Origin of the sequence: Streptomyces sp. NBC_00442 (assembly GCF_036014195.1) — a bacterium.
Lineage (GTDB): Bacteria > Actinomycetota > Actinomycetes > Streptomycetales > Streptomycetaceae > Streptomyces.
The window spans coordinates 2,518,639-2,542,430 of the sequence record NZ_CP107918.1 but is presented as its reverse complement, the minus strand read 5'-3'; the positions used below and the strand labels follow the sequence as shown (position 1 = coordinate 2,542,430).

The window sequence follows — 23,792 nt, the reverse complement described above, 5'->3', positions numbered from 1 at the left end:
TGCAAAAGTTGAGCAGTTGTCTTGTTCTACCTATTCCCAACACGCCTTACCGGCCAGTAAATACCGGTGGGCTGCATTCTTCCGGCGGGACGACCCCCGTACCCCCGGAGCCCACCAGGGAGGCGTAATGAGGCGCACCAGGCACAGACTCCGCTGTACGTTCGCGGCGGTGGCGGCCGCCGCGGCGGCGTTCGGCGGCATGGCGGCCGGGACGGCCACGGCGCAGGCCGCGTCCGCACCGTCCGTCCAGTCCACCCCGCTCCCGCCCGACCTGGAGAAGATCCGGGCGTCGGAGGCCACCCAGCTGTACGGCGACCCGGCCGAGCGGCCGATGGCGGACCGCAGGACCGGACTGATCTCGCTGGGGGACAGCGAGATCTCCGGTGAGGGCGTCGGCACCTACGAGGCGGGCACCAACGGCCCCGACAACTGGTGCCACCGCTCGCCCGACTCCGCGATCCACCGCACCGGCATCCCGGCCGACGAGACGTACAACGTCGCCTGCTCCGGCGCGTACACCGGCAACATCAGGATCGGCGGCACCAAGCAGTACGCCGACGAACTCGTGCAGAGCGACAGCCTCGCCATCAAGGCGCGCAACACCCGCATCAAGATGGTGCTCCTGGTCGCGGGCGCCAACGACGACCTCCAGTTCGGCCCGGTCATGACCGACTGCGTCGAGCGCTACCTGCTGCTCCAGGGCCCGTGCCAGTCCAAGTACGAGCCCGGCTGGCAGGCCCGGGTCGACGCGCTCGTGCCCAAGGTCGAGCAGACCGTGAGCGACCTCAAGACCGTGATGCGCGACGCGGGGTACGCCGACGGCTCGTACAAGCTCGTCGTGATGGGCTACCCGAGCCCGATCGGCCCCGACTTCCACGACAACCCCGACTTCCCCGGCAAGCTCGTCTGCGGCGGGCTCGGCTACGACTCCGACACCGTGTGGGGCCGCAACACCGCGGTGCCCGCCTTCGAGATCGGCATGCGCAAGGCCGCCGAGGCCACCGGCGCGACCTACCTCGACGACTCGCGCCTCTTCAACGGCCACGAGGTGTGCATGGAGGACACCTGGGCACGCGGCCTCTACATCGACCTCTCCAAGCCCGGACTGCCGGACGAGAACTCGGTCCGCCAGTCCTTCCACCCCAACTACCGGGGCCACGGCGCCTTCGCCTCCTGCCTCACCCAGCTCTACAACTCCGGTGTTCAGGAAGGAAGTTGCGCGGACCCCGCCTCCACCGGCACCCCGGCGCTCTACCCGCTCGCCTGGGACGACGCCTACCGGCCGCTGAAGAACGAGGCGACCGGCAGCTGCCTCGACGTCACCGCCTCCACCAGCGCCGACGGCACGGCCGTCATCGGCTGGGACTGCCACGGCGGACGCAATCAGGGCTGGTGGTACGACGCCGGCCGCAAGTCCGTCCACACCCAGCTCACCCAGGACCGCTGCCTGGACGTGCCGGGGGCGAACTACACCGCCGGCGCCAAACTGATCATCTGGAACTGCTCGGGCTCGGCCAACCAGGAGTGGGTGCGCGCCTCGGGCACCCTGCGCCCGGCCGCGGCCACCAGTCTGTGCGCCACCCTGGGCGCCGCCAAGGACCCGCTCACCCTGCGCGCCTGTGACGGCACCGCGAGCCAGCGCTTCGCCTGACCGGCACGGAAACCCGGCCCCGTCACGGACACGCGTCCGCGGCGGGGCCGAGGCGCGCCACCTCGATGGCGGAGGGGGACAGGGCCGCCGACACCCGCACACGCGCGCCGGAGTCGAGCGGGACGCGGGCCCGCGCCGCGTACTTGAGCGGCCGGCCGTGGACACAGAAGACGACCTCGCCGTAGCCGCCCCGGGGAATCGGGGTGACCACGCGCCCGGCCGCGCCGATCATCGCGGCGGCCGTCGGCGAGGCCTTCGCGCGGCGCCGCCGGAGCAAGGACCGTTCGAGCCCCGCGAGTAACCCGCCGGGCTCGCTGAACCACCCCAACTGAGCCACCCCTCCTGGTGGTTGAACCGCACCGGCCGATCGCGGCGGCCGGTGCGATTGCGGACACATGCCAGGATAGGCGGCCAATTCACCAGGCCCTTAGGGCCTTTGGACCCTATTCGCCCACCGGTTTGCGGGGGGCCGGTGCCGGACCGGGCCGGTGTCGGATCAGGCCTGCGCGGCGCCCCGCAGGGGGATGTTCAGGAACGTCGGCGGCTCGGCCGGCGCCTGGAAGAAGTCGTTGCCCTTGTCGTCGACGACGACGAACGCCGGGAAGTCCTCGACCTCGATCTTCCACACCGCTTCCATGCCGAGCTCCTCGTACTCGACGACCTCGACCTTCTTGATGCAGTCCTGCGCGAGCCGCGCGGCCGGGCCGCCGATCGAGCCGAGGTAGAACCCGCCGTGCGTGCCGCACGCGTCGGTGACCTGCTTGCTGCGGTTGCCCTTGGCCAGCATCACCTTGGAGCCGCCCGCCGCCTGGAACTGCTCGACGTAGGAGTCCATCCGGCCGGCCGTGGTCGGGCCGAACGAACCGGACGCGTAGCCCTCGGGCGTCTTGGCCGGGCCCGCGTAGTACACCGGGTGGTCCTTCAGGTACTGCGGCATCTCCTCGCCCGCGTCGAGCCGCTCCTTGATCTTGGCGTGCGCGATGTCGCGGGCCACGACCAGCGGGCCGGTCAGCGAGAGGCGGGTCTTGACCGGGTACTTGGTCAGCTCGGCCAGGATCGCGTCCATCGGCTGGTTGAGGTCGATGCGTACGACGTCGCTGTCGTCCAGGTGCTCGTCGGTGGTCTCCGGCAGGAAGCGCGCCGGGTCGGTCTCCAGCTGCTCCAGGAAGACGCCCTCGGCGGTGATCTTCGCGACGGCCTGGCGGTCGGCCGAGCAGGACACGGCGATCGCGACGGGCAGCGAGGCGCCGTGCCGGGGCAGGCGCACCACGCGCACGTCGTGGCAGAAGTACTTGCCGCCGAACTGCGCGCCGATGCCGATCTTCTGCGTCAGCTCGAAGACCTTCTTCTCCAGCTCCTCGTCCCGGAAGCCGTGGCCCAACTCCGACCCCTCGGAGGGGAGTTCGTCCAGGTAGTGCGCGGAGGCGTACTTCGCGGTCTTGAGTGCGAACTCGGCGCTCGTGCCGCCCACCACGATCGCCAGGTGGTACGGCGGGCACGCGGCGGTGCCGAGCGAGCGGATCTTCTCCTCCAGGAACTTCATCATGGAGGCCTCGTTCAGGACGGCCTTCGTCTCCTGGTAGAGGAACGACTTGTTGGCCGAGCCGCCGCCCTTGGCCATGAAGAGGAACTTGTAGGCGCCGCCGTCGGTCGCGTACAGCTCGATCTGCGCGGGCAGGTTCGAGCCGGTGTTCTTCTCGTCCCACATGGTCAGCGGGGCCATCTGCGAGTAACGCAGGTTGAGGTTCAGATACGCGTCGTAGATACCGCGCGAGAGGGCCGCCTCGTCGCCGCCCTCGGTCAGCACGTTCTGGCCGCGCTTGCCCATGACGATCGCGGTGCCGGTGTCCTGGCACATCGGCAGGACACCCGCCGCGGCGATGTTCGCGTTCTTCAGGAGGTCGAGCGCGACGAACTTGTCGTTGCCCGAGGCCTCCGGGTCGTCGATGATCTTGCGCAGCTGGGCGAGGTGGGCCGGGCGGAGGTAGTGCTGGATGTCGTGGATCGCCTCGGCGGCCAGTGTGCGCAGCGCCTCCGGCTCGACCTTGAGGAACGTACGGCCGTCGGCCTCGAAGGTGGAGACACCCTCGGCGGTCACCAGGCGGTAGGGCGTGGTGTCCTCTCCCAGGGGGAGCAGATCGGAGTACTGAAACTCTGGCATTGCGGCCATTCCTCACTCGGCAGACAGCTGCTGGACCTCCATTGGCACAGCGCCCTCCAGCGTATGCCGCGCCGTGGGCGCCGTTCCTGTGAGGTAAGGCTCAGTTGCGGGGCGGGCCCGTGGCCGATGGCCGGCCCTTGGCCGGGGCGGGTCCGTGGCCGGGACGGCTCGGTGGCCGAGCTCGCACCCTCCCGCGACTAGTCGCGATCTATCGCGTTTGGGTACGCTGCCTCCGTGGACCTCGAAAAGCACGCCAAGGCGGAGCCCGCCAAGCCCGTGAAGGCCGACCTCACCCAGCACGCCGAGCCCCCGGCGCTGCGGGCCTCCGACGCCGACCGGGACCGGATCGCCGACATCCTGCGCGACGCGCTGGCCGAGGGGCGCCTGGACGCGGCCGAGCACTCCGAGCGGATCGACGCGGTCTACCGCGCCAAGACCGTGGCCGAACTGGAGCCGCTGGTCAAGGACTTGCCCGCGAGCGGCGCCCGCCCCCGCGCGGCGGCCGCCCCCGCCCCGCGCGAGACGGCGGAGACGGACGCGCCGGTCGACGCCGAGAACCTCGTCGCCGTGTTCTCCGCCTCCACCCGCAAGGGTCGCTGGCGCGTCGGCCGGCGCACCAACGTCTTCTCCCTCTTCGGCAGCGTGGAGATCGACCTCACCGAGGCGCTCTTCGAGCAGCGCCTGACCGTCATCAACGCGACCGCGATTTTCGGCAATGTGGAGGTGCGGGTCCCGGAAAATCTGAGCCTGCGCGGCAGCGGCACCGGAATTTTCGGCAACTTCGAGGTGCACACCCTGGAGTCCGACGATCCCGAGGCGCCGGTCGTCGTCGTCCATGGATATTCGGTCTTCGGCAACATCGAGGCCAAGCCGAAGCGGGGCAAGCTCATCGCCGACCTGCATCAGCGGCTGCGCAAGCGGCTCGAATCCTGACCGCGGAACCGGCCTGAGGCGACGGCGGGTTCAGGCCATCGGGCGCCCGAGCGGAGTTCCGCTTGTCGGAACTCAGTGCATAGGCCCGCGTACAGCGGGTAGGGACTGTGCCATCGTCGCTCGCTCGCGAAGCCGTCGTCAGGAGTAGACCGTGCTGCATCCGCCGCATCATCCCCTGCAGGTCGCCGCCGTTCCGCCGCAGCGTGGTCAAGCCAGGGAGGACCAGGCGGGTCCGTGGCACGCCGAGGCGGTCTGCCGCCGGGACGAGGCGGGCCTGTTCTTCGCCCCCTCGAAGGAACCGACGGCCGCGCGGCTCTCCCGCGAGGAAGCGGCCAAGCGCGTCTGTGCCCGCTGTCCGGTCATGGTGGAGTGCCGCGAGCACGCCCTGCTCATGCCCGAGCCGTACGGGGTCTGGGGCGGCCTGACGGCGGCCGAGCGCCGCGTCGTGATCGCCCGCCGCCGGCGGCGCGAGGTCGACCTGAAGAAGTCCGCGTCCGCCGCGTAGCTCTGCGTGAGTGAAGGGGTGCCCCCGCCGCACAACGGGGACGCCCCTTCATTCACGTACGAGCTGTCGAACTGTCAAACTACTGAACTGCCGAACTGCTCAACTGCCGTGCTTCCGGGGCTACTTGGCCCGGTCGAAGTCGATCGCGCTGTACGCGCGCAGCTTGGACAGGCGGTGCGTGGAGTCGATCTGGCGGATGGTGCCCGACTTGGAGCGCATGACGAGCGACTGGGTGGTAGCGGTCTCCCCGCGGTAGCGCACCCCGCGCAGGAGCTCGCCGTCGGTGATGCCCGTGGCCACGAAGAACACGTTGTCGCCGCTGACCAGGTCGTCCGTGGAGAGCGTACGGTCCAGGTCGTGCCCGGCGTCGATCGCCCGCTGACGCTCGGCCTCGTCCTTGGGCCACAGCTTGCCCTGGATCACACCGCCCAGGCACTTGATCGCGCACGCCGAGATGATGCCCTCGGGGGTGCCGCCGATGCCCATGAGCAGGTCGACGCCGGTGCCTTCGCGCACGGCCATGATCGAACCGGCGACGTCGCCGTCCGAGATGAACTTGATGCGCGCGCCGGTCTCGCGGATCTCCTTGACGATGCCCTCGTGGCGGGGGCGGTCCAGGATGACCACGGTGACGTCCTCGGGCGAGGAGTTCTTGGCCTTGGCGACCCGGCGGATGTTCACCGATACCGGGGCGTTGATGTCGACGAAGTCGGCGGCCTCGGGGCCGGTGACCAGCTTGTCCATGTAGAACACCGCGGACGGGTCGAACATGGCGCCGCGGTCGGCGGCGGCGAGCACGGCGATCGCGTTCGGCATGCCCTTGGCGTTCAGGGTGGTGCCGTCGATGGGGTCGACGGCGATGTCGACCTCCGCGCCGGTGCCGTCGCCGATGCGCTCCCCGTTGTAGAGCATGGGGGCCTCGTCCTTCTCGCCCTCACCGATGACGACGATGCCGTTCATCGAGACGGTGGAGACGAGGGTCCGCATGGCGTTGACCGCGGCGCCGTCCGCGCCGATCTTGTCCCCGCGGCCGACCCAGCGGCCGGCGGCCATGGCGGCGGCCTCGGTGACCCGGACCAGTTCAAGGGCCAGGTTGCGGTCGGGAGCCTCGGGGGAGACCTCGAGTTCGGACGGCAGATGATGCTCGGTCATCGGAGCGCACCTTTCTGTACGGCGACGGCCGCAAGGTAAGAGGGTGCTAGGACTCTATCGGCACGTCGACAAATTGAGCAGAGGGGCCCACGTATGAGCGCCGACATGACCTGAGAACATAGGGTCGTGGCAGGAACGCGCAGCAGCAAGCAGACAGTCCGGAACATGCTGCAGTCGCTGGCGGTGATCGGCATCGCGGCGGCTGTGATCTATGTGTTCATCCCGCACGACGAATCGGACGCTCCCCCGCTCAAGGCGGTCAACTACACGGTCGAGCTCACGACCGTGCGCCGGGCCGCGCCCTATCCGGTGGCGGCCCCGGTCGGCCTGCCCGACCAGGACAAGTGGAAGGCGACCTCGGTCTCGTACGACGGAACCAAGGACAACGCCTGGCACCTGGGCTTCCTCGACCCCGAGGAGCAGTACATCGCCGTCGAGCAGTCGACCGCGCCCTCGGAGAAGTTCGTGACCGAGGTCAGCAAGAGGGCGAAGAGGACCGAGAAGACGCAGCAGATCGCCGGAGCGACCTGGACGTTCTGGGACGGCCCCAAGTACGACGCGCTGGTCCGCCAGGACAAGGCCTCCACCACGGTGGTCACGGGCACGGCGCCGTACGAGCAGCTGGTGGTGATGGCGGGGGCGCTGGAGTCGAAGAAGACGACGGTCTGACGCGGGCAGGACACATACGGCGAGGGCCGCCGCACCGGGTGGGTGCGGCGGCCCTCGCCGTACGTCTGTGAGCGGTCCGTGGCTCAGTCGCCGCTCAGACGCCGCTCAGGCGTCGCTCAGACCGTGGTCACGACGTCCTCGTAAGCGAGGCGCGGGCTGCGCGGGAACCACGCGTCGTCGCCGGGCTTGCCGATGTTGACGACCATCAGCGGGGTGTGGTCGTCGTCCAGGAACTCCTTCTGGACGCCGGCGGCGTCGTAACCCGTCATCGGGCCGGCGGCCAGGCCGGCGGCGCGGACGCCGACGATGAAGTACGCGGCCTGCAGCGCGGAGTTGAACAGGGCCGCACCCTCGCGGACCGGGCGCTCCGAGAAGAAGGCGTCCTTGGCGGCGGGGAAGTGGGGGAAGAGGGTCGGCAGTTCCTCGTGGAACTCGTTGTCGGCGGAGAGGATCGCGACAAGCGGGGCCGCGGCGGTCTTCGGGCGGTTACCCTCGGCCATGTGCTTGACCAGGCGCTCGCGGGCCTCGGGGGAGCGGACCAGGGTGACGCGCAGGGGCGACTGGTTGAAGGCGGTCGGGCCGTACTTGACCAAGTCGTAGATCGCCTGGACCTGCTCGTCGGTCACCGGCTCGTCGGTGAACGTGTTGGCGGTGCGGGCCTCGCGGAAGAGGAGGTCCTGCGCGGCGGGGTCAAGAACGAGAGACATCTGGAATTACCTTCCGGGCTACTGATCAACCGATGTCTCCGACGGTACGGCAGGTTTAGGTTAACTTTCAACTAAATGCGGCAGTGGGTGATCAGGGTCACAGGGGGTGCGCCTTCGGATGCGGGCCGTGCGTGGCTGCTCGCGCAGTTCCCCGCGCAGTTCCCCGCGCCCCCAAACCCCCTTTTGCCCGCGGACCGTGCCCCGCCTCCCGCGCAGTTCCCCGCGCGCCGCAACTACTCGGTGCCGGGCGGCATGGGCATCTTCAGCCCGTCATGGGTCCCCCCGGGGCCCTTGAGGCATTGGGGGAGATCGAGGACGAGCGCCCTACGACGCGCTACGGAGTCTGGGGCGGAGCCCCAGGGGGTTGAGGGGGTCAGGCTTCGTCGGAGGGGGCGGTCAGGGCGGCGTCGAGGCGGGCGCGGGCGCCCTCCAGCCAGCGCCGGCACACCTTGGCCAGCTCCTCCCCCCGCTCCCAGAGCGCAAGGGACTCCTCCAGCGTCGTACCCCCCGCCTCAAGGCGCCGTACGACCTCGATCAGCTCGTCCCGCGCCTGCTCGTACCCCAGTGCCGCGTCACCCGACGCCGCCTCGTCCGTCTTGGCCATGCGCTCCACCCTATGTCCGCGGTACGACAGTGACATGCAGCTCGCCCTCGGCGACCCGCGCCCGCAGCTCCTCCCCGGGCTCGACCTCCCCGGAGGAGCGGACCACCTCGCCGCCCGCCCGCTGGAGCACCGCGTACCCCCGCTCCAGCGTCGCCGCGGGGGAGAGCCCCACCACCCGGGCGTGGGTGTGCGAGAGCTCGGAGTCGGCCCGGTCCAGGAGGTGGCCGAGCACCCGGCGCGAGCGGTGCAGCAGCGCGTCCACCTCGTCCGCCCGGTCGTCCACCATCCGCTGGGGCCGCTCCATCCAGGGCCTCCCGAGCACCCCCGCAAGCCCCCGCTCCTCGCGGTCGACGAGGCCCACGACATGGCGCCGCGCGCGGTCCCGCAGCAGCCGGACCCGGTCCAGCTCCTCGCCGACGTCCGGTACGACCTTCTTCGCCGCGTCCGTCGGCGTGGATGCCCGCACGTCCGCGACCAGGTCGAGGAGCGGGGCGTCCGGCTCGTGCCCGATCGCCGACACCACCGGCGTACGACACCGGCCGACCGCCCGCACGAGCTCCTCGTCCGAGAACGGGAGCAGGTCCTCCACGCTGCCGCCGCCCCGCGCCACGATGATCACGTCCACCTCCGGCAGCTCGTCGAGCTCCTGCACCGCCCGGACGACCTGCGGCACCGCGTGCACCCCCTGCACCGCCACGTTGCGCACCTCGAAACGGACCGCGGGCCAGCGCCGCCGCGCGTTCTCCAGGACGTCGCGCTCGGCCGCGGAGGCGCGGCCCACGACGAGCCCGACCAGCTGCGGCAGGAAGGGCAGCGGACGCTTGCGGTCCAGGGCGAACAGCCCCTCCGCCGCCAGGCTCCGCTTCAACTGCTCCAGTCTGGCGAGCAGTTCACCGATGCCGACCGGCTTTATCTCCACCGCCCGCAGCGAGAGCTGGCCGCGCGGCGCGTACCACTCGGGCTTCGCGTGGACGACGACGCGCGCACCCTCGGACACCACGTCGGCGACCGCGTCGAAGACCTGGCGGTAGCAGGTGACGCCCACCGAGATGTCGTGCGAGGGATCGCGCAGGGTCAGGAAGACCACGCCCGCGCCGGGCCGCCGCGAGAGCTGGGTGATCTGCCCCTCCACCCAGACCGCCCCGAGACGGTTGATCCACCCCCCGATGAGGCGCGACACCTCGCCGACCGGGAGCGGCGCGTCCGCACTCGTATTCAGAGCCATGTACGCAGGCTAGCCCGCGCCACCGACACTTCCGCCCCGCGCGGGCGGCTCGGAGTCCGGGCCGGGGCCGGGGCCCGAGCGGCGGCCCCACTGCATGGCGAGCACCACCAGGCCCACCGCGAGCCAGCCGAGACCGACCAGCTGGGCGGTGGCCGTCGCCTCCCAGACCACCGCGACGATGACGGCCGCGCCGAGCACCGGCACCACCACATGGCTCAGCCAGCTGAAGGCGCCCTCCATGCGGCGCACCGCGTACCAGGCGATCACCGAGACGTGCAGCAGGAAGAACGCGGTCAGCGCGCCCATGTCGACGACCGAGACGAGGTGGTCCATGCCGTCGTCGCGCCGGGCCGCCCACACCGCGGCGACCAGCGTGACCACCGCGGCGAGCAGCAGCGCGGGCCGCGGCACCCCGGAGCCGGTGTGCGACAGGACGCGGGGCAGCCGCCGGTCGCGGGCCATCGCGAAGACGAGCCGGCCCGCCGCGGCCTGCCCGGCGAGCGCGGCGAACGCCGCACCGATCGCCTTGCTGACCGCCACCAGGGTGTGCAGCCAGCCGCCGACCGAGGTCTCCACGGTGTCGTAGAAGGCCGAACCCTGCTTGACCGGATCGGCCGCCAGCTGCGCCGACGACATCGGTTCGAGCAGCGCCGCCAGATAGGACTGCACGATGAACAGGGACCCGGCGAGGACCAGGCAGAACAGCACGGCCCGCGCCACCTTCGCCGAACCCCCGGTCACCTCCTCGGCGAACGTCGCGATCGCGTCGAAGCCCAGGTACGACAGGACGGCGACGGACACCGCGCCGAGGACCGCGCCGAGCGTGAACCCGGCGTCCCCGCTCAGCGGCGAGAGCCAGCCGCGCTGCGCCCCGTCCCGTACGAGCACGACCACCGCGGACACGACGAAGACGAGCAGCACCACGATCTCCATGGCCAGCACCGCGAAGCCGACCCGGGCCGCGGCCCGCACGCCCCACAGGTTCAGGAGGGTGGTGAGCACCACGGCGAGCGCCGTCCACACCCAGCGCGAGACCGACGGGACCAGGGAGTTCATCGCGATGCCGGAGAAGAGGTAGGCGACGGCCGGGATGAGCAGGTAGTCGAGCATCGCCATCCACCCGGCGATGAATCCCGGCCCCTCGCCGAGCGCCTTGCGCGCGTACGCGAACACCGATCCGGCCAGCGGCACGACCCGCACCATCTGCGCGTAGCTGTACGCGGTGAACCCCATGGCGACGGTCGCCACCAGGTAGACCAGGGCGACCGCGCCGTGCGACTTGGCGTCCAGGGTGCCGAAGATGCCGACCGGGGCCATGGGCGCGATGAAGAGCAGCCCGTAGACCACCAGGTCCCGGAACCCGAGGCTCCGCCGCAGCTGCCCGGCCTCCTCGGCCACGTCGTCCGCGTGCTGCTCGCGTTCCCCTCGTACGCCACTCATGCGGCCAGTCTCACCGGCCGGGCGCCCTTTGGCCCGCCGGGCAAGCCAGTCGGGCGCAGGGGCGCACCCGGGCCGGTGCGAAGGGTCGCTTCATCGGCGGGTCGGACGCTTGACCTGCCGGGTCGGACGGTTGACGGACCCGGCGGTCGCCGGGCCGGGCGGTCGACGGGTGCGGCGGGGCTGTCGGCGCGTGCCCCTACCATGGACGGCATGACTGCTACAGCTGCCCGCCGGGTCCTGCTCGCCGCTCCCCGCGGCTACTGCGCGGGCGTGGACCGTGCCGTGATCGCCGTGGAGAAGGCCCTGGAGCAGTACGGGGCGCCCATCTACGTCCGGCACGAGATCGTCCACAACAAGTACGTCGTGCAGACCCTGGAGAAGAAGGGCGCGATCTTCGTCGAGCGGACCGCGGAGGTGCCCGAGGGCTCCATCGTGATGTTCTCCGCGCACGGTGTCGCCCCGACCGTCCACGCGGAGGCCGCCGAGCGCAAGCTCGCCACCATCGACGCCACGTGCCCGCTGGTCACCAAGGTCCACAAGGAAGCCGTGCGGTACGCGAAGGAGGACTACGACATCCTCCTGATCGGCCACGAGGGCCACGAAGAGGTCATCGGCACCTCGGGCGAGGCCCCGGACCACATCACCCTGGTCGACGGCCCGGACGACGTGGCGAACGTCGAGGTCCGCGACGAGTCGAAGGTCGTCTGGCTCTCCCAGACCACGCTCTCCGTCGACGAGACGATGGAGACGGTCGACGCGCTCAAGAACAAGTTCCCCAACCTGCTCTCGCCGCCCAGCGACGACATCTGCTACGCCACGCAGAACCGCCAGGTGGCCGTGAAGAAGCTCGCCGAGGACGCGCAGCTCGTCATCGTCGTCGGCTCCAAGAACTCCTCGAACTCGATCCGCATGGTCGAGGTCGCCCTGGACGCGGGCGCCCCCGCCGCCCACCTGGTGGACTTCGCCGACGAGATCGACGAGGCCTGGCTCGAGGGCGTCACCACGGTCGGCCTGACCTCGGGCGCCTCCGTACCGGACGTGCTGGTGGACGGCGTCCTGGAATGGCTGGCCCAGCGCGGTTACGGCGACGTCGAGACGGTGAAGACGGCCGACGAGTCGATCACCTTCTCGCTCCCCAAGGAACTCCGCCGCGACCTGCGCGCCGAAGCGGCCGGGCTCTCGGGCGAGTAGCCCCGCCGGTCCGCCCGTCCACCCGTACCGTGGATCTCATGAACGCCATGAGGAACGTGTTCGGAGTGGACGTCGGCGGAACCGGCATCAAAGGTGCCCCGGTCGATCTGGCCCGCGGGGACGTGGCGCAGGAGCGCCACAAGGTGCTGACTCCGCATCCGGCGACCCCGGAGGCGGTCGTGGACGGCATCGCGGAGGTGGTCGGCCACTTCGGCTGGTCGGGCCCCGTCGGCATGACGTTCCCCGGGGTGGTCACCGCGAACACCGTGCGGACCGCCGCGAACGTGGCGGAGAAGTGGGTGGGCGTCGACGCGGCCCGCCTGGTCGCCGACCGCCTCGGCGGCCTGCCGGTCACGGTCGTGAACGACGCGGACGCGGCGGGTGTGGCCGAGATGAACTTCGGCGCGGGCCGCGGCCGCAACGGCACGGTGATCCTGCTGACCTTCGGTACGGGGATCGGCAGCGCGCTCTTCGTGGACGGCCGTCTCGTCCCCAACACCGAGCTCGGCCACCTGGAACTCAACGGCCACGAGGCGGAGAAGCGCGCGTCGACCAAGGTCAAGGAGGACAAGGACCTGAGCTGGCCGCACTGGGCGCGCCGGGTCCAGAAGTACCTGGCCCACGTGGAGATGCTGTTCTCGCCCGAGCTGTTCATCATCGGCGGCGGCGTCAGCCGCAAGGCCGACAAGTTCATCCCGCTGATCGAGGGCATCACGGCCGAGATCGTCCCGGCGGAGCTCCAGAACAACGCGGGGATCGTGGGGGCGGCGATGGTGGCGGCCGCGGCGGAACGGTAGGGGGCGGGCGCGGGGCCGGGGCCGGCGGTGGGTGGGGGCGTGGCTTGCGAGTGCACGGCTTGTGGGTGCGTGGCTTGTGGGCTTCCGCCCGGGGCGCCGCCTTGCTCCCGTACGCGTACTCGGAGCGGACCGGAGCGGGCCGGACCCGACTGGACCGGACCGGGCCGGAGCGGGCCGGACCGGAGTGGACCGGGCCGGAGCGGACCGGGCCGGAGTGGACCGGGCCGGTCTCGCGTGCCGTACCCGACTAGCGCCGGCCGCCGGGCCCGCTGCCGCTTCCGGACTTCTTGAGGGTGCGCCGGCTCCTCATCAGCCGGACCCTCCTTACGGTCGCGATGACGCCGGCCACCAGCGTCCCGGCGTAGAGCCAGCCCGCGTGCAGGGCGAGCGCCGTCACCACGGCCATCGTCTGCCCGCCGAAGCCGCCGGCGCCGCCCGCGATGGGAACGATCCCGACGGCGAAGGCGATCGGTACGCAGATCGGCGCCGTGACGAGGTCGGCGGGCCGTACCCAGAACGCGGTGACCGCACTGACCAGCAGGAACAGCACCCCGTACACCGCGGGTGAGCCGTCGAGGAGCAGCCAGTCCAGGCCGCCGAGCGCGAACATCAGCGCCGCGGCGAGCAGGCCGCCGCCGAGCCCGGTGAGGCGGGGGGAGGGCAGTCTGCGCAGCGCGAGGACGACGGGGGGCACCGGCCTGGTGCGGCCGGCCGCCCGGTAGACGGCGGCGCTCTCACCGCTCACCGCCGCCCCGGCGGCCCCGGCGGCTCCGCCGATGGGCGCCCGGGAAGCCGCCGGCCCCGGTGTCCGGGGTCGCTGTCCGCGCTGCGGGGTGCGTGTCCTGTATTGCTCCACCGCACCAACGTAGGTCGCCGCGGGGGAGTAACCGACCATTGGACACGCCCTTTGGCCGAGCTTGCCCACACGTTCGAGGGCGTGGGCCCGGTCGCGAGGCGGGACGGGCGGGATCGAGGGTGGTGGCCGGGGCCGTCACCGCCCGGATCGCGCGCCCGTAAACTGGTGGGCGGTCCACCCTCCGGACCGTCCACCGCCCTCGTACCGGGAAGTCGCCACGTGTCGCTCACGATCGGAATCGTCGGTCTGCCGAATGTCGGCAAGTCGACCCTGTTCAACGCCCTGACCAAGAACGACGTACTGGCGGCCAACTACCCGTTCGCCACCATCGAGCCGAACGTCGGCGTCGTCGGCGTCCCCGACGCCCGCCTTGCCAAGCTCGCCGAGGTGTTCAACTCCCAGCGGATCCTGCCCGCCACCGTCGACTTCGTCGACATCGCAGGCATCGTGCGCGGCGCGAGCGAGGGCGAGGGCCTCGGCAACAAGTTCCTCGCGAACATCCGCGAGTCGGACGCGATCTGCCAGGTCATCCGCGCCTTCAAGGACGAGAACGTCGTCCACGTCGACGGCAAGGTGTCCCCGAAGGACGACATCGAGACGATCAACACCGAGCTGATCCTCGCCGACCTCCAGTCCGTCGAGAAGGCGGTGCCGCGCCTGACGAAGGAGTCCCGTCTCCAGAAGGACAAGATCGCGGTCCTGGCGGCGGTCGAGAAGGCCCAGAAGATCCTCGAGGCGGGCGACACCCTCTTCTCGCACGGCATCACCAAGGGCACCGAGCAGGGCGACCTGCTGCACGAGCTGCACCTGCTGACCACGAAGCCGTTCCTGTACGTCTTCAACGTCGACGAGGACGAGCTGGTCGACGAGGACTTCAAGAACGAGCAGCGCGCCCTGGTCGCCCCCGCGGAGGCGATCTTCCTCAACGCGAAGATCGAGTCCGAGCTGATCGAGCTCGACGACGACGAGGCGCTCGAACTCCTCCAGTCCATGGGCCAGGAGGAGCCCGGCCTCGCCACCCTCGGCCGCGTCGGCTTCGCCACCCTGGGCCTCCAGACCTACCTCACGGCCGGCCCCAAGGAAACCCGCGCCTGGACCATCCCCCAGGGCGCCACGGCCCCCGAGGCGGCCGGTGTCATCCACACCGACTTCCAGAAGGGCTTCATCAAGGCGGAGGTCATCTCCTTCGCCGACCTGATCGACGCCGGCTCCGTGGCCGAGGCCCGCTCGCGCGGCAAGGCGCGGATGGAGGGCAAGGAGTATGTGATGCAGGACGGGGATGTGGTGGAGTTCCGCTTCAACGTGTAGTGGGTGACATACCACCACTTCGCTGATCTGGCAAACATGCAGGTCAGAAGGGGTCCGACTCTCTTGAGACGGGCCCCTTAGTTTTTCCCGTGCTGGATCGGTGCTGGATAATCTGACGGCTCGTCACCTGTCATCACCCCTCGTCATCCGCACCGTGCTGGATTCGTGCTGGATTCTCAGGGGCCTCCACCGCATGAGAGAGCCCCGGCTCATCCACCTCGGGTGAGGGAACGAGCCGGGGCCTTGAGGTGCCTACGGCTTTCGGTGTCTGCCCCTGCCCGGGGCGAGTGGCTGCCCCGCGAGGCCGGGCGGGCTAACGGCGGGAGTATTGGCCTCGGGGTACAGGATGCGCTTCGCCTCTGCGAGGCTGGCCGCGAAGGCGTACGGCTCCCAGAAGTAGCCGTTCCATCGCTCGATGGCGCGCGGTGCGTCGGGGTTCAGGTGCGCCCCTCTGGGGCCGTCGCCGGTGACGATGGGGACAGCGCGAAGTCGGCCGATCTTCGCTTCGCGGCGCTCCGCCCACTCCTCCAGTGGCTCGTCGTTCATCCTGCCAACCTAGTGGTCCCCGAGCCCTGTGACGGGCTGTCCGGTGAGTCGCTGGGCGATCTGCCAGAGCATGCCGCCTCGTGAGGCTTTCATGAGCACCTTGTCGCCGGGCACGAGGATCTTTTCCAGGAAGTCGGCGGCGGTCTCGTTGTCAGCAACGAGGGCAAGGTTGGGTACGCCGGCCGCGCCCGCGTGGAGGACGAGTTGCTTCACGTTGGGGCTGTTGCCGACACCGAGCAGGATCTCGACTCCTTGCTCGGCTGCGTAGCGCCCGATCTCGCGATGGGCCTCAAGTGAGTCGTCGCCCAGTTCGAGCATCTCTCCGAGTACGGCGATCGTCCGGCCGCCCTCGGCCGGGCGCGTTCCGCCGTCTGCCTCGGTCATCAAGAGTCTCCGTTGTTTAGGGGCGCGAAGGTGATCGCGCGTCCGGTGTATGAGTGGGAGAGGCGACTGAGCGGTACCTGGTCGTTCTCCTGGCCCCAGGCCGATGGGTCGCGGAAGTGGATGGTTGGGTCCGGGCCGCTCTCGTAGCCGCGAAGGATGACGAGGTGCCCGCCCTTGCGGCCGTCCTCGGGGAATTGCTCGGTCACGGACACGATGAGCGGAGCGTCGTCGAGGCGGCCGAGCAGACCTTCAACGGGGACGGCTTCCGCCTGGGAGTGAACTCCGAGCTCGGTCGCCAGGTTCGCGATCCCCGCGTGAAGCGCTCCACGCGGGGTCAAAACCTCGTGCTTTACGGCGAGCTTCAGGAGTTCCGTCACCGTTGGTGCCTCGCACCCGTAGGCCAGCAAAATCATTCTCAGTGACGCCAGGCCGCACGCCCGGTTGGACCACTCGATCCTGTCTCCCAGTGCCCATCCTCCGTGGAGATCCCATTCGGCGGGGGTGATGAGCTGTCGGCACATGGGGACTTCGTGGGCGCGCGGCACAGTGGCATTGCTCCTACAGGGAGACGGCAGCCTCCCGCGTCACCGTGGTGCTGGAGAACACGGGAGTGGGCAGGGGGACATCGTACGGCGACCGGGCCAGGGCCTCATGAAGCATCGCCAGCACGACATCCGTGTGCGTGAGCCCGACCATCGCCGCCCCGACCGCGAAGTTGCTGTCACGGGACATGCCCGGCGTGCTGTTGACCTCCAGCACGTACGCGTCGTCCTTCTCGGTGACGATGAAGTCGATGCGGGCCGAGCCGCGTAGTCCGATCCCATCCCACAGGGTCCGGGCATCCCTGGCGATCCGGTTCATCGCTACGGGCTCCAGCTCGGCGGCCCGGACGGTGACGGCGCCCTTCGAGTCCACGTCGAGTTTGGTGTCGGCGTCGTAGAACTCGGCATCGGTCGCCTCGGTGGTCAGCGGCGGGAAGACGATCACCGAGCCGCCCGGAAGCTCCAGCATTCCCACGGTCACGGGGGTACCGACGACGTAGTCCTCGACGAGCACCTCGTCGCCGCTTTCGCCAGCGGCCTCCGACAGGGCGCGGGGCAGGTTGGCTGCGTCACGGACGAGACTCATGCCCACGCTGGACCCGCCGAAGGGCGGCTTCACCATGACGTCCCGGGTGCCCCAGTTCACCGGTCCGCCGGACCAGACGCGCCAACCGGGCGTCGGGACGCCGAGGGTCAGCATGACCCGCTTGCAGAGGATCTTGTCAGCGGCCACCGCGGATGCCTGCACCCCGCTGCCGCAGTAGGGCACGCGAAGGTAGTCGAGCAGGCCCTGAAGACGACCGTCCTCACCGTAGGGGCCGTGCAGGTTCGAGAGGGCCACGTCGTACGAGACCAGCTCCCTGATGAAGTCGGGCTGGGTGGGGTCCAGCACGTTCCACCGCGCGCCGATCTCTTCGAGGGCCTTGCCCAGCGCGGTCACGGATCGCTGCTCGACTGGGCACTCGGAGTGGTAGAGCCTGTCTTCGGCGGACACCGGTCCGTAAATGAGGGCGACGCCGAGGCCCTGCCGGCCTCGCCCCCACTCGCGGAGTTTCTCGGCGGCGTTCTGCGCCGCTTGCTTCGAGGTCGAGTCGAGAAAGACGGTCATGCGAATACCCCTTCGAAGGTCTGGGTGACCGGTCCGCCAACCCAGGCGGCCCGTTCCGGGCGGTCGTGGTGCGGACGGACGGTGAGCGGTTCACCGGCCCGGTTGTGAACGGTGACTTCGCGCTTGGCGACGAGGCCGCGCATGGTGGCGACGACAACGGCTGCGACGGCCCCGCTGCCGCAGGAGAGCGTCTCGGCTTCGACACCGCGTTCGTAGGTGCGGATCTTGAGCGCCTGACGGCCGAGGCGCTGGACGAAGTTGACGTTCGTGCCGATCGGCGCCACGTTCTTGTGGTGCCGAACGACTCGGCCGACCACTTCCGCGTGGATGGCGTCCACGTCGTCCACGACGGCGACGACGTGTTCCGTGCCGGTGTGCGCGCTGTCGAACCACGTTGGCCTGCCGTTGATGATCGTCTGTAAGACGCGGGGCTGGATGGCACCCACTTCGGCTGTGACCCATACGGAGTCGGTGTCGACGGTTGCCTCGTGCAGGACACCTGCCATGCGAAGCTGCATCGTCCGGAAGCCCTGATCGCACTGGGCTGCCCACGCCGCACAGCGCAGCGCGTTGCCGCACATCGTGGCGACCGAGCCGTCCGCGTTGAAGCAGTCGACTTCGAGAACGGTCGGCTCATCGCTGACCCGGCTGCTGATGACAAGGCCGTCCGCACCGATGCCAGTACGTCTGGCGCAGAGGCGTTCGGCCTCCTTCGGCCACTCCCTTTTGTCGGCCGGGCCGAGGTCGGTAAGCAGGACGAAGTCGTTGCCGGCCCCGTGAATCTTGCGGAAGCGCATGGCGAAGCTCCTCGCGGCGTGAGGTGAGAAGGGTCGAGAGATAATCGGATGGGTTTTGGGTCAGAGAAGTTCGAGGGGCCGGTAGATAGTCCGGGGCTCGCGCATGATCACCGGGGCGCGCCCGGTGAAGTGCAAGACGCGGTGGGCTGATGTGCCGGCGGCCCTCATGTCCCGGACTCGCTGGAACGCTCCATCGAGGTACAGGAAGTCGCCTATGCGCACATCGCCCGGCGGCCTGTTCCGCTGCTCGACTGTCCCGACAGGGGGAGTCGGCTTGGCTTGCAATTCCGCAGCCTTGCGCTTGTGCATCAGCCCCTCCAGATGGCGTAGAGGAGGGTGCCGCCGAGCATCACAAGGCTGGCAAGGTAGGCGAGTTGTTCGTTTCGGGGGCTCATCAGGTTCCGATCAGGAGGCTCTCCAGACGGCCGCGGAGCGGCGGCATGCTGACTTCGGACAGCGGCACCCAGGCCGCCGCGCCCGCTTCCAGCACCGACGAGTGCACGGCGCTTGCGTGTGCCCGGAAGAGGTAACGAATGCCGACCCGGAGGCGGGGGCCATACGCGTGCTGACTCGCGGGCGTCACGTCGACCAGGAAGGGGCCTTCGTTTCCGGGTTGCGTCCACACGTCCCGGATGCCGACCTCCTCGACCAGCAGGCGGAGGGCCGCCTCGCTGAGTGAGTCGTCCTGATCCTCCGGCTCGGCCTCCGCGAGGGCGTAGCCGCCCTGGTGCCGCAGGCACAGGACGCGGTCCCGCTCGTCGACGACGACGGCCGCCGTCATCACGAGCGGACAGCGCTGGTCGTGCGTGCAGGCTTGGCGCCGCGAGTGGTCGAGGGCGGCGTCGTACACCGGCATCAACGCCATCTGGTCGCCGGGGTGTTCGTGGAGATAGTGGGAGAGCTCCCGGATGATCTGGTCTTCCTTGACGCTCATGGCGCGCCCAGCCCGTTGCGCTCGGTGTAGACCCAGAGCAGCCGCCGCGTGAGCGTAGCGACGTCCCGGGCGTAGAGCCACGCCCCGAAGGTCGGCGTCTCCGCGGTCGGGCGCTCCTTGGAGTCGATCAGGGTAAGACCCTTGCGGACGAGCTGCTGAACCTCGGCGTCCTCGTCCGCCCCCAGGTCCTGGTCGAGCAGGAGGTTCAGGTGTTGGACGACTGCCGGCGTGACCTCGTCGATGTCCTCGCGGGTCGTGGACCCCATCCGCATCGCGAGGATCGAATCCGTGCGTAAGGAAATTCCTTCGGTGTCGACGGGGGGATTCTCGGCCGATTCCTCGGCCGCCCCCAACGCCTTGCCGGTACTTGCCAAAGCCATCCCAGCCTCCTCCGGGCAAGTTCTGGAGCCGTGGCATCAAGCTACGGATGGAGATATCCGGAGCACCAGGAAATTGCCCGCACTTGCCAGGAGGTAGTGAAACGTGCCGGAACTTGCCGCGCTCAAGCGGAACTTGCCCGGACTTGCCAGTCGGTCACCCGAACGATTCGATGGCAGTAGTGATTATTTCCCGAGCAGCCGAGCCGAACACGGCCATCTCGTAAAGCTCGGCGAAGGTCTGTGCATACATGCGGAGTTCAGGCTCCTGCTCGACCGTAAGGTGGGCTGAGACGAGTTCGACTTTGACTGTGTGGTCGTCGAACATGAAAAAGCCTTCGACGGGCATGAGCGGTCGCTCGATGTGGCGGGGAATGATCCCGATAGCCACTCTGGGGAGGGCCATGGCACTGAGCAGGTAGCCGAGTTGGCCCACCATCACATCGGTGCCGCCCATCCGGTTGTAGAGGGCGCTCTCCTCCAAGAGGATGGCGAATGTGCGCTGCGTGTATACGATCTTCTGTTTTTCAAGGCGGACCTCAACAGCCGCGTCAACATCGTCGATCGTGTTGCGACGGTCGCGGATGGAGGTCAGCAACGCCTTGATGTAGGAGGCCGTCTGCACCGGTCCAGGGATCAGCCACGGCGAGTAAAAGCGGAACTGCTGAGTCCGATCCCAAAGGGGAAGGGCTGATTGTTGGGCCTGCTTGAGCCCGCCGCTCTCCAACTGTTGCCACTGGACGTACATGCCCTCGATGCGGCGGGCAGTCTGGACGAGAAGGTCCGCTTGGTCGTCAGCACCGCATGCGCTGCACCATTCGCGAAGATCGCGCTCCGAGGGCGCGCGTTTGGCGCTCTCGAAGCGCGATGCTTTCGATTCGTGCCACTCCAGTTTTTCAGAAAGGGCTCGCTTGGTGAGTCCGGCCGCAACCCGGATCTCTGCGAGGCGTTTCCCGAGCGCCTTGCGTGCTTCCTGGGCGCTCGAAGATGCCGATTCCATGGGAGTGACGGTCCTATGCGTGGTGCCTAGCGGGCTTCGAACTCGGCATGCGGGATCGCCCTGCTCCAGATGGCATCGAAGGCCGACTCGCAGAGCTTCGCGATCTCCGGGTCTTCGGTGATCTCGGGCTCTGTGGGTTCGCCTTCCCCGTCGAAGTGGTTCAGGTACAGCAGCCGGGAGTCGAACAGCCAGAAGTCGTTGCCCGGCACGAGTAGATCCGAAGCGTTCCGCCGAGGGAGCCACCGCACCTGCTCGCCCGCCGCGATGTTGAGCCCCTCGGTCACCTCGTGCTCGAAGCGGATGTACTCGCTCACAGGCGTCGAGACGATGCGGGCTCGACGCACCTCGACACCTCGCGAGACCGCCTCCGAGACGATCGAGTGCCATGCGGACCAGCGCTCGGCCGGGTCGATCTGCCTGCCGGCCTTCCAGTCGACGAAGGTCGAGTGCGTCTTGCTGTAGGCGTCGCGGGCTTCCAGGTGGACGGCTGTCCGCTGGCAGTCGCGGAACAGCTCTTTAAACGTCGGGGGATTCGACACCCTTCTCCACCTCCGGCTCGGTGTCCTTGGTAGCGGCCTCCCTGTCCTCTGCCAGGAAGAACTGCGCCATATAGCGGGGAATCTCCACCGCCCCCTCGTGCGGGGGGAGGTTCAGCTGCTTGAGCCGCTCCTCGTCCAGGACCTTGAACCCCTGGACGAGGTACCTGTCGGTCTCGTCGTCCACGTAGATCGTAGGCGAGTTGCCGTCAGGGCTGTTGGGGTCCTTACCGAGCATGCGCAGGGCCATGATGTCCTCCTCGGATGCGGGTGATGCTTCCCATGCCAGAGCTTGCCCCCGCCCCCGTTGGAACGCGAGGAACTTGCCCGAACTTGCCAGCACTTCACGGGTGACTGTAGGCGCGCAGACGAGCGGGGGACGAGAAGTCGATCAGCCGTTCGCGGAGCGCTGGATTGGCCGAATTGGACTGATCGACTTCGCGTCCAGGGCTATGCCGCCTCCGCCAAGCCGTCGTAGCCGTCCACGTAGGGCCTGCCGTTCAGGTGCGCGGCGATCTTTCCGACCCCACGTTCGAGCCGGTATCGGACGGCTCGGTCCGTCACGCCCTGGAGGGTGGCGGCCTCCGCGTCGGGGAGATCGGCGCCGTACCGCAGGACGATGGCTTGGCGCTCGCCGGGGGTGAGCGGTGCAGTTACCCAACCCCGCCGGATGTCGGCGAGGTGGGCGAACAACAGGCTCGCCGCCTTCGGATCGACGCTGCCCTTGGGCATGTCGGCGTCCGGGGCCTGCAAGTTGCGGATGCCGTAGGCCGCCTCGTCATCCCATACCGCCGGAAGCAGATGCTCGACCAGGGCCCGGTCATATCCGGTCACCGGCCCCCGCTTTCGGCGACGGTGCGTGCGACCTCGTACGACACGTGTGCGGACCGGCGCTTCGCCTCGGTCAGCCAGCGGTCGCGGAGCCTCTGCGAGAGCCAGCGGTGCAGCAGCCCGGCCCCGCCCTCGGCGACGAGCTGGCGCACGTAAGCGGCGCGCTCGGCGGCGATGATGACCGACTCCTGCAAGGCGTCCTCGTACTCCAACGTCAGCCCGTAGTCGCGTGAGAAGCCTCGCGCCACGGCGCGGCAGACGCTGTCCACCTGCGGCTCGGCCAAGACAGCCCAGTCGGCTGTGGCGGTCTGCGGTGGATGCTCGATGTCCTGGAGCGTGATGGTCATCGAACGACCTCCTTCACCGGGACCTCGCCGTCCTTCGTGATCATGATCATCAGGCCGGGGGCTCCTCGGGTGCCCGTGCGGTGGCGCCACCACGTCGACTCGGACTCCATGGCCGGCACCTGGATGAACGTCCTCGGGCCGTCGGTGTCCACGAACTCGTGGTGCAGGTGGCCGGCCAGCAGCACGTCCGCCTGGTGCATGGCGCTGGCCTTGTTGAAGCTCTGGCCCTTCCACCACTCGAAGTGCTTGCCCGACCTCCACTGGTGGCCGTGGGCATGGGCGATCACGCTCCCCGAGCACTCGACCACGACGGTCAGCTCGTCGGTATCAGGCACGAAGAACTCCACGTGCCCGAACTCCTCCGGGGCCAGCGAGACTGCCTCCTGCACGGCAACGAGGGCGTCGGTGTCGTGGGAGTCGTCGTACCGCGTGACGCCCTTGCCGTTGAACCGGACGGCCTCGCCATGATTGCCGGGGACGGCCGCCACGGTGAGGCGCTCGACCAGTGGGGCGAGTCGCAGGACGGCATGGGCCATCACGCGGCGGGTGAGGCGAATCTGCTCCGTCAGCGTCAGCGAGGTCCGCCAGGCGTTTGCGCCGCCCTGGGACTGGTAGCCCTCGATATGGTCCCCGAGCCATGCAAGGTGGACATGTCCGATCGCAAACCGCTTCCGGTATTCGGGCAGGAGAGCCGCGGCCTTGTCGATGCAGGCGATCGTCCGCTGGAGGGTGCCGGCCACCCCGTCGCCGTCTGCCTTGCCGAACTGCATGTCTCCGAGCGCGACGATCAGGGTGTGGTCGCCCTGACGCTGGGCGGTCGAGAGGCGGGGCGGGTCGTAGCGGTCGACGAGGGCCAGGAGCTCGTCGAGGTTCGGGCGCTCGGCCTCGGCGTCCTGCCGCCGGGCGAAGGTGAAGCGTGCGGACACCCCGAGCTCACCGTTCGGCAGAGTCCACTCGGAGCTGCGGAACGCCTTGACGTCCCAGTCGGCCGGGTCGAGCTGATGGGCGCGCAGCACCTCGACGGCCGAGGAGTCCGGGTCCATCTCAACTGGGCCGCGCACGGTGACCTCGGCCGCGTTGCCGGAGACCTCGATCTGCCTCGTGTAGTCGCGGTCAGGGTCGGTCTGGCGGGCAGGTATGGGTGGAGGGGTGGGTGTGGCCAGAAGGTCAGTCAGTAGAGAGGTAGTCACG

At 69.3% G+C, this 23,792-nt stretch carries 28 protein-coding genes; 7 read left to right on the top strand and 21 right to left on the bottom strand.

Annotated elements, in window-relative coordinates:
• The first annotated feature begins 127 nt into the window (after nt 1-127).
• The gene (locus tag OG432_RS11290) at nt 128-1,651 is read left to right on the top strand and encodes a ricin-type beta-trefoil lectin domain protein (protein ID WP_328310359.1); all 1,524 of its coding nucleotides are present in this window, start codon (nt 128-130) and stop codon (nt 1,649-1,651) included.
• Nucleotides 1,652-1,673: 22 nt separating this feature from the next.
• Here OG432_RS11290 and OG432_RS11285 read toward each other — a convergent pair whose 3' ends face one another.
• Nucleotides 1,674-1,988, bottom strand: coding sequence for a hypothetical protein (locus OG432_RS11285; protein ID WP_328310357.1), 315 nt, complete (start codon nt 1,986-1,988; stop codon nt 1,674-1,676).
• A 159-nt stretch (nt 1,989-2,147) separates the two neighbouring features.
• Nucleotides 2,148-3,812 carry a fumarate hydratase gene (locus tag OG432_RS11280; RefSeq protein ID WP_328310355.1) on the bottom strand — a complete coding sequence of 555 codons (1,665 nt, stop codon included), beginning with the start codon at nt 3,810-3,812 and terminating at the stop codon, nt 2,148-2,150.
• Between the two features lie 234 nt (nt 3,813-4,046).
• On the opposite strand from OG432_RS11280, the gene OG432_RS11275 reads away from it, so the two are divergent.
• Complete coding sequence (locus OG432_RS11275) at nt 4,047-4,745, top strand: DUF1707 SHOCT-like domain-containing protein (RefSeq protein ID WP_443058367.1); 699 nt, start codon at nt 4,047-4,049, stop codon at nt 4,743-4,745.
• Between the two features lie 151 nt (nt 4,746-4,896).
• Entirely contained in the window at nt 4,897-5,250 is a 354-nt protein-coding gene (locus tag OG432_RS11270; RefSeq protein WP_328310353.1) for a WhiB family transcriptional regulator, read from the top strand.
• A gap of 120 nt (nt 5,251-5,370) precedes the next feature.
• On the opposite strand, the gene glpX is transcribed toward OG432_RS11270, so the two are convergent.
• Complete coding sequence (gene glpX, locus OG432_RS11265; RefSeq protein ID WP_328310351.1) at nt 5,371-6,402, bottom strand: class II fructose-bisphosphatase; 1,032 nt, start codon at nt 6,400-6,402, stop codon at nt 5,371-5,373.
• 126 nt (nt 6,403-6,528) lie between these two features.
• Here glpX and OG432_RS11260 point away from each other — a divergent pair, with 126 nt between their 5' ends.
• Nucleotides 6,529-7,071 (top strand): DUF4245 domain-containing protein, encoded by a 543-nt coding sequence (locus OG432_RS11260; protein WP_328310349.1) that lies wholly within the window; start codon nt 6,529-6,531, stop codon nt 7,069-7,071.
• A 116-nt stretch (nt 7,072-7,187) separates the two neighbouring features.
• Here the strand turns inward: OG432_RS11260 and OG432_RS11255 are convergent, their stop codons facing one another.
• The 4 genes from OG432_RS11255 to OG432_RS11240 all read right to left on the bottom strand — a co-directional run bounded on the left by OG432_RS11255 (nt 7,188) and on the right by OG432_RS11240 (nt 11,047).
• Nucleotides 7,188-7,778 carry a malonic semialdehyde reductase gene (locus OG432_RS11255; protein WP_328310347.1) on the bottom strand — a complete coding sequence of 197 codons (591 nt, stop codon included), beginning with the start codon at nt 7,776-7,778 and terminating at the stop codon, nt 7,188-7,190.
• A gap of 373 nt (nt 7,779-8,151) precedes the next feature.
• Entirely contained in the window at nt 8,152-8,382 is a 231-nt protein-coding gene (locus OG432_RS11250) for an exodeoxyribonuclease VII small subunit (protein ID WP_328310345.1), read from the bottom strand.
• A gap of 10 nt (nt 8,383-8,392) precedes the next feature.
• Entirely contained in the window at nt 8,393-9,607 is a 1,215-nt protein-coding gene (gene xseA, locus OG432_RS11245; protein ID WP_328310343.1) for an exodeoxyribonuclease VII large subunit, read from the bottom strand.
• A 9-nt stretch (nt 9,608-9,616) separates the two neighbouring features.
• Complete coding sequence (locus tag OG432_RS11240) at nt 9,617-11,047, bottom strand: APC family permease (RefSeq protein WP_328310341.1); 1,431 nt, start codon at nt 11,045-11,047, stop codon at nt 9,617-9,619.
• Between the two features lie 201 nt (nt 11,048-11,248).
• On the opposite strand from OG432_RS11240, the gene OG432_RS11235 reads away from it, so the two are divergent.
• Together OG432_RS11235 and ppgK are read left to right on the top strand one after the other, a co-directional pair.
• Nucleotides 11,249-12,238, top strand: coding sequence for a 4-hydroxy-3-methylbut-2-enyl diphosphate reductase (locus tag OG432_RS11235; RefSeq protein WP_328310338.1), 990 nt, complete (start codon nt 11,249-11,251; stop codon nt 12,236-12,238).
• A 38-nt stretch (nt 12,239-12,276) separates the two neighbouring features.
• Nucleotides 12,277-13,035, top strand: a complete 759-nt coding sequence (ppgK, locus tag OG432_RS11230; RefSeq protein ID WP_328310336.1) for a polyphosphate--glucose phosphotransferase — start codon at nt 12,277-12,279, stop codon at nt 13,033-13,035.
• Nucleotides 13,036-13,282: 247 nt separating this feature from the next.
• Here ppgK and OG432_RS11225 read toward each other — a convergent pair whose 3' ends face one another.
• Nucleotides 13,283-13,891, bottom strand: a complete 609-nt coding sequence (locus OG432_RS11225; protein WP_328310335.1) for a DUF6542 domain-containing protein — start codon at nt 13,889-13,891, stop codon at nt 13,283-13,285.
• A 219-nt stretch (nt 13,892-14,110) separates the two neighbouring features.
• On the opposite strand from OG432_RS11225, the gene ychF reads away from it, so the two are divergent.
• The gene (gene ychF / locus OG432_RS11220) at nt 14,111-15,199 is read left to right on the top strand and encodes a redox-regulated ATPase YchF (RefSeq protein ID WP_328310333.1); all 1,089 of its coding nucleotides are present in this window, start codon (nt 14,111-14,113) and stop codon (nt 15,197-15,199) included.
• 252 nt (nt 15,200-15,451) lie between these two features.
• On the opposite strand, the gene OG432_RS11215 is transcribed toward ychF, so the two are convergent.
• The 13 genes from OG432_RS11215 to OG432_RS11155 all read right to left on the bottom strand — a co-directional run bounded on the left by OG432_RS11215 (nt 15,452) and on the right by OG432_RS11155 (nt 23,791).
• The gene (locus OG432_RS11215; protein ID WP_328310331.1) at nt 15,452-15,745 is read right to left on the bottom strand and encodes a DUF6087 family protein; all 294 of its coding nucleotides are present in this window, start codon (nt 15,743-15,745) and stop codon (nt 15,452-15,454) included.
• Nucleotides 15,746-15,754: 9 nt separating this feature from the next.
• On the bottom strand, nt 15,755-16,129 hold the full coding sequence (locus tag OG432_RS11210; protein WP_328310329.1) for a glutamate ligase domain-containing protein: 375 nt from the start codon (nt 16,127-16,129) through the stop codon (nt 15,755-15,757).
• The gene (locus OG432_RS11205; protein WP_328315066.1) at nt 16,129-16,650 is read right to left on the bottom strand and encodes a C39 family peptidase; all 522 of its coding nucleotides are present in this window, start codon (nt 16,648-16,650) and stop codon (nt 16,129-16,131) included. Before OG432_RS11205 ends, OG432_RS11210 begins: the two co-directional genes overlap by 1 nt.
• A gap of 37 nt (nt 16,651-16,687) precedes the next feature.
• Complete coding sequence (locus tag OG432_RS11200) at nt 16,688-17,779, bottom strand: D-alanine--D-alanine ligase family protein (RefSeq protein ID WP_328310327.1); 1,092 nt, start codon at nt 17,777-17,779, stop codon at nt 16,688-16,690.
• Nucleotides 17,776-18,576: a diaminopimelate epimerase gene (dapF, locus tag OG432_RS11195; RefSeq protein ID WP_328310325.1), complete on the bottom strand. Its 801-nt coding sequence runs from the start codon at nt 18,574-18,576 to the stop codon at nt 17,776-17,778. The genes OG432_RS11200 and dapF overlap by 4 nt, the downstream gene beginning before the upstream one ends.
• 394 nt (nt 18,577-18,970) lie before the next feature.
• Nucleotides 18,971-19,510, bottom strand: coding sequence for an NUDIX domain-containing protein (locus tag OG432_RS11190; RefSeq protein ID WP_328310323.1), 540 nt, complete (start codon nt 19,508-19,510; stop codon nt 18,971-18,973).
• Nucleotides 19,507-19,890 carry a hypothetical protein gene (locus OG432_RS11185; protein WP_099201442.1) on the bottom strand — a complete coding sequence of 128 codons (384 nt, stop codon included), beginning with the start codon at nt 19,888-19,890 and terminating at the stop codon, nt 19,507-19,509. The genes OG432_RS11190 and OG432_RS11185 overlap by 4 nt, the downstream gene beginning before the upstream one ends.
• A 154-nt stretch (nt 19,891-20,044) precedes the next feature.
• Nucleotides 20,045-20,887: a helix-turn-helix domain-containing protein gene (locus OG432_RS11180; protein WP_328310321.1), complete on the bottom strand. Its 843-nt coding sequence runs from the start codon at nt 20,885-20,887 to the stop codon at nt 20,045-20,047.
• A gap of 26 nt (nt 20,888-20,913) precedes the next feature.
• Nucleotides 20,914-21,426, bottom strand: coding sequence for a DUF6879 family protein (locus OG432_RS11175; protein ID WP_328310319.1), 513 nt, complete (start codon nt 21,424-21,426; stop codon nt 20,914-20,916).
• Nucleotides 21,404-21,673 carry a hypothetical protein gene (locus OG432_RS11170; RefSeq protein WP_240003588.1) on the bottom strand — a complete coding sequence of 90 codons (270 nt, stop codon included), beginning with the start codon at nt 21,671-21,673 and terminating at the stop codon, nt 21,404-21,406. The genes OG432_RS11175 and OG432_RS11170 overlap by 23 nt, the downstream gene beginning before the upstream one ends.
• A 200-nt stretch (nt 21,674-21,873) precedes the next feature.
• On the bottom strand, nt 21,874-22,257 hold the full coding sequence (locus tag OG432_RS11165) for a sigma-70 region 4 domain-containing protein (RefSeq protein ID WP_328310314.1): 384 nt from the start codon (nt 22,255-22,257) through the stop codon (nt 21,874-21,876).
• Nucleotides 22,254-22,601, bottom strand: coding sequence for a hypothetical protein (locus tag OG432_RS11160; RefSeq protein WP_328310312.1), 348 nt, complete (start codon nt 22,599-22,601; stop codon nt 22,254-22,256). The genes OG432_RS11165 and OG432_RS11160 overlap by 4 nt, the downstream gene beginning before the upstream one ends.
• Complete coding sequence (locus OG432_RS11155) at nt 22,598-23,791, bottom strand: hypothetical protein (protein WP_328310310.1); 1,194 nt, start codon at nt 23,789-23,791, stop codon at nt 22,598-22,600. Before OG432_RS11155 ends, OG432_RS11160 begins: the two co-directional genes overlap by 4 nt.
• Nucleotide 23,792: the final 1 nt, after the last annotated feature.

Excerpts from the sequence above, each read along its gene's own strand:
- OG432_RS11200 (WP_328310327.1), bottom strand. The coding sequence starts at position 17,779 with ATGACCGTCTTTCTCGACTCGACCTCGAAGCAAGCGGCGCAGAACGCC.
- OG432_RS11210 (WP_328310329.1), bottom strand. The coding sequence starts at position 16,129 with ATGACCGAGGCAGACGGCGGAACGCGCCCGGCCGAGGGCGGCCGGACG.
- OG432_RS11185 (WP_099201442.1), bottom strand. The coding sequence starts at position 19,890 with ATGGCTTTGGCAAGTACCGGCAAGGCGTTGGGGGCGGCCGAGGAATCG.
- glpX (WP_328310351.1), bottom strand. The coding sequence starts at position 6,402 with ATGACCGAGCATCATCTGCCGTCCGAACTCGAGGTCTCCCCCGAGGCT.
- OG432_RS11250 (WP_328310345.1), bottom strand. The coding sequence starts at position 8,382 with ATGGCCAAGACGGACGAGGCGGCGTCGGGTGACGCGGCACTGGGGTAC.
- OG432_RS11280 (WP_328310355.1), bottom strand. The coding sequence starts at position 3,812 with ATGCCAGAGTTTCAGTACTCCGATCTGCTCCCCCTGGGAGAGGACACC.
- dapF (WP_328310325.1), bottom strand. The coding sequence starts at position 18,576 with ATGCGCTTCCGCAAGATTCACGGGGCCGGCAACGACTTCGTCCTGCTT.
- OG432_RS11240 (WP_328310341.1), bottom strand. The coding sequence starts at position 11,047 with ATGAGTGGCGTACGAGGGGAACGCGAGCAGCACGCGGACGACGTGGCC.
- OG432_RS11160 (WP_328310312.1), bottom strand. The coding sequence starts at position 22,601 with ATGACCATCACGCTCCAGGACATCGAGCATCCACCGCAGACCGCCACA.
- OG432_RS11235 (WP_328310338.1), top strand. The coding sequence starts at position 11,249 with ATGGACGGCATGACTGCTACAGCTGCCCGCCGGGTCCTGCTCGCCGCT.
- OG432_RS11215 (WP_328310331.1), bottom strand. The coding sequence starts at position 15,745 with ATGAACGACGAGCCACTGGAGGAGTGGGCGGAGCGCCGCGAAGCGAAG.
- OG432_RS11255 (WP_328310347.1), bottom strand. The coding sequence starts at position 7,778 with ATGTCTCTCGTTCTTGACCCCGCCGCGCAGGACCTCCTCTTCCGCGAG.
- OG432_RS11205 (WP_328315066.1), bottom strand. The coding sequence starts at position 16,650 with ATGTGCCGACAGCTCATCACCCCCGCCGAATGGGATCTCCACGGAGGA.
- OG432_RS11190 (WP_328310323.1), bottom strand. The coding sequence starts at position 19,510 with ATGAGCGTCAAGGAAGACCAGATCATCCGGGAGCTCTCCCACTATCTC.
- xseA (WP_328310343.1), bottom strand. The coding sequence starts at position 9,607 with ATGGCTCTGAATACGAGTGCGGACGCGCCGCTCCCGGTCGGCGAGGTG.
- OG432_RS11290 (WP_328310359.1), top strand. The coding sequence starts at position 128 with ATGAGGCGCACCAGGCACAGACTCCGCTGTACGTTCGCGGCGGTGGCG.
- OG432_RS11180 (WP_328310321.1), bottom strand. The coding sequence starts at position 20,887 with ATGGAATCGGCATCTTCGAGCGCCCAGGAAGCACGCAAGGCGCTCGGG.
- ppgK (WP_328310336.1), top strand. The coding sequence starts at position 12,277 with ATGAACGCCATGAGGAACGTGTTCGGAGTGGACGTCGGCGGAACCGGC.
- OG432_RS11170 (WP_240003588.1), bottom strand. The coding sequence starts at position 21,673 with ATGGCCCTGCGCATGCTCGGTAAGGACCCCAACAGCCCTGACGGCAAC.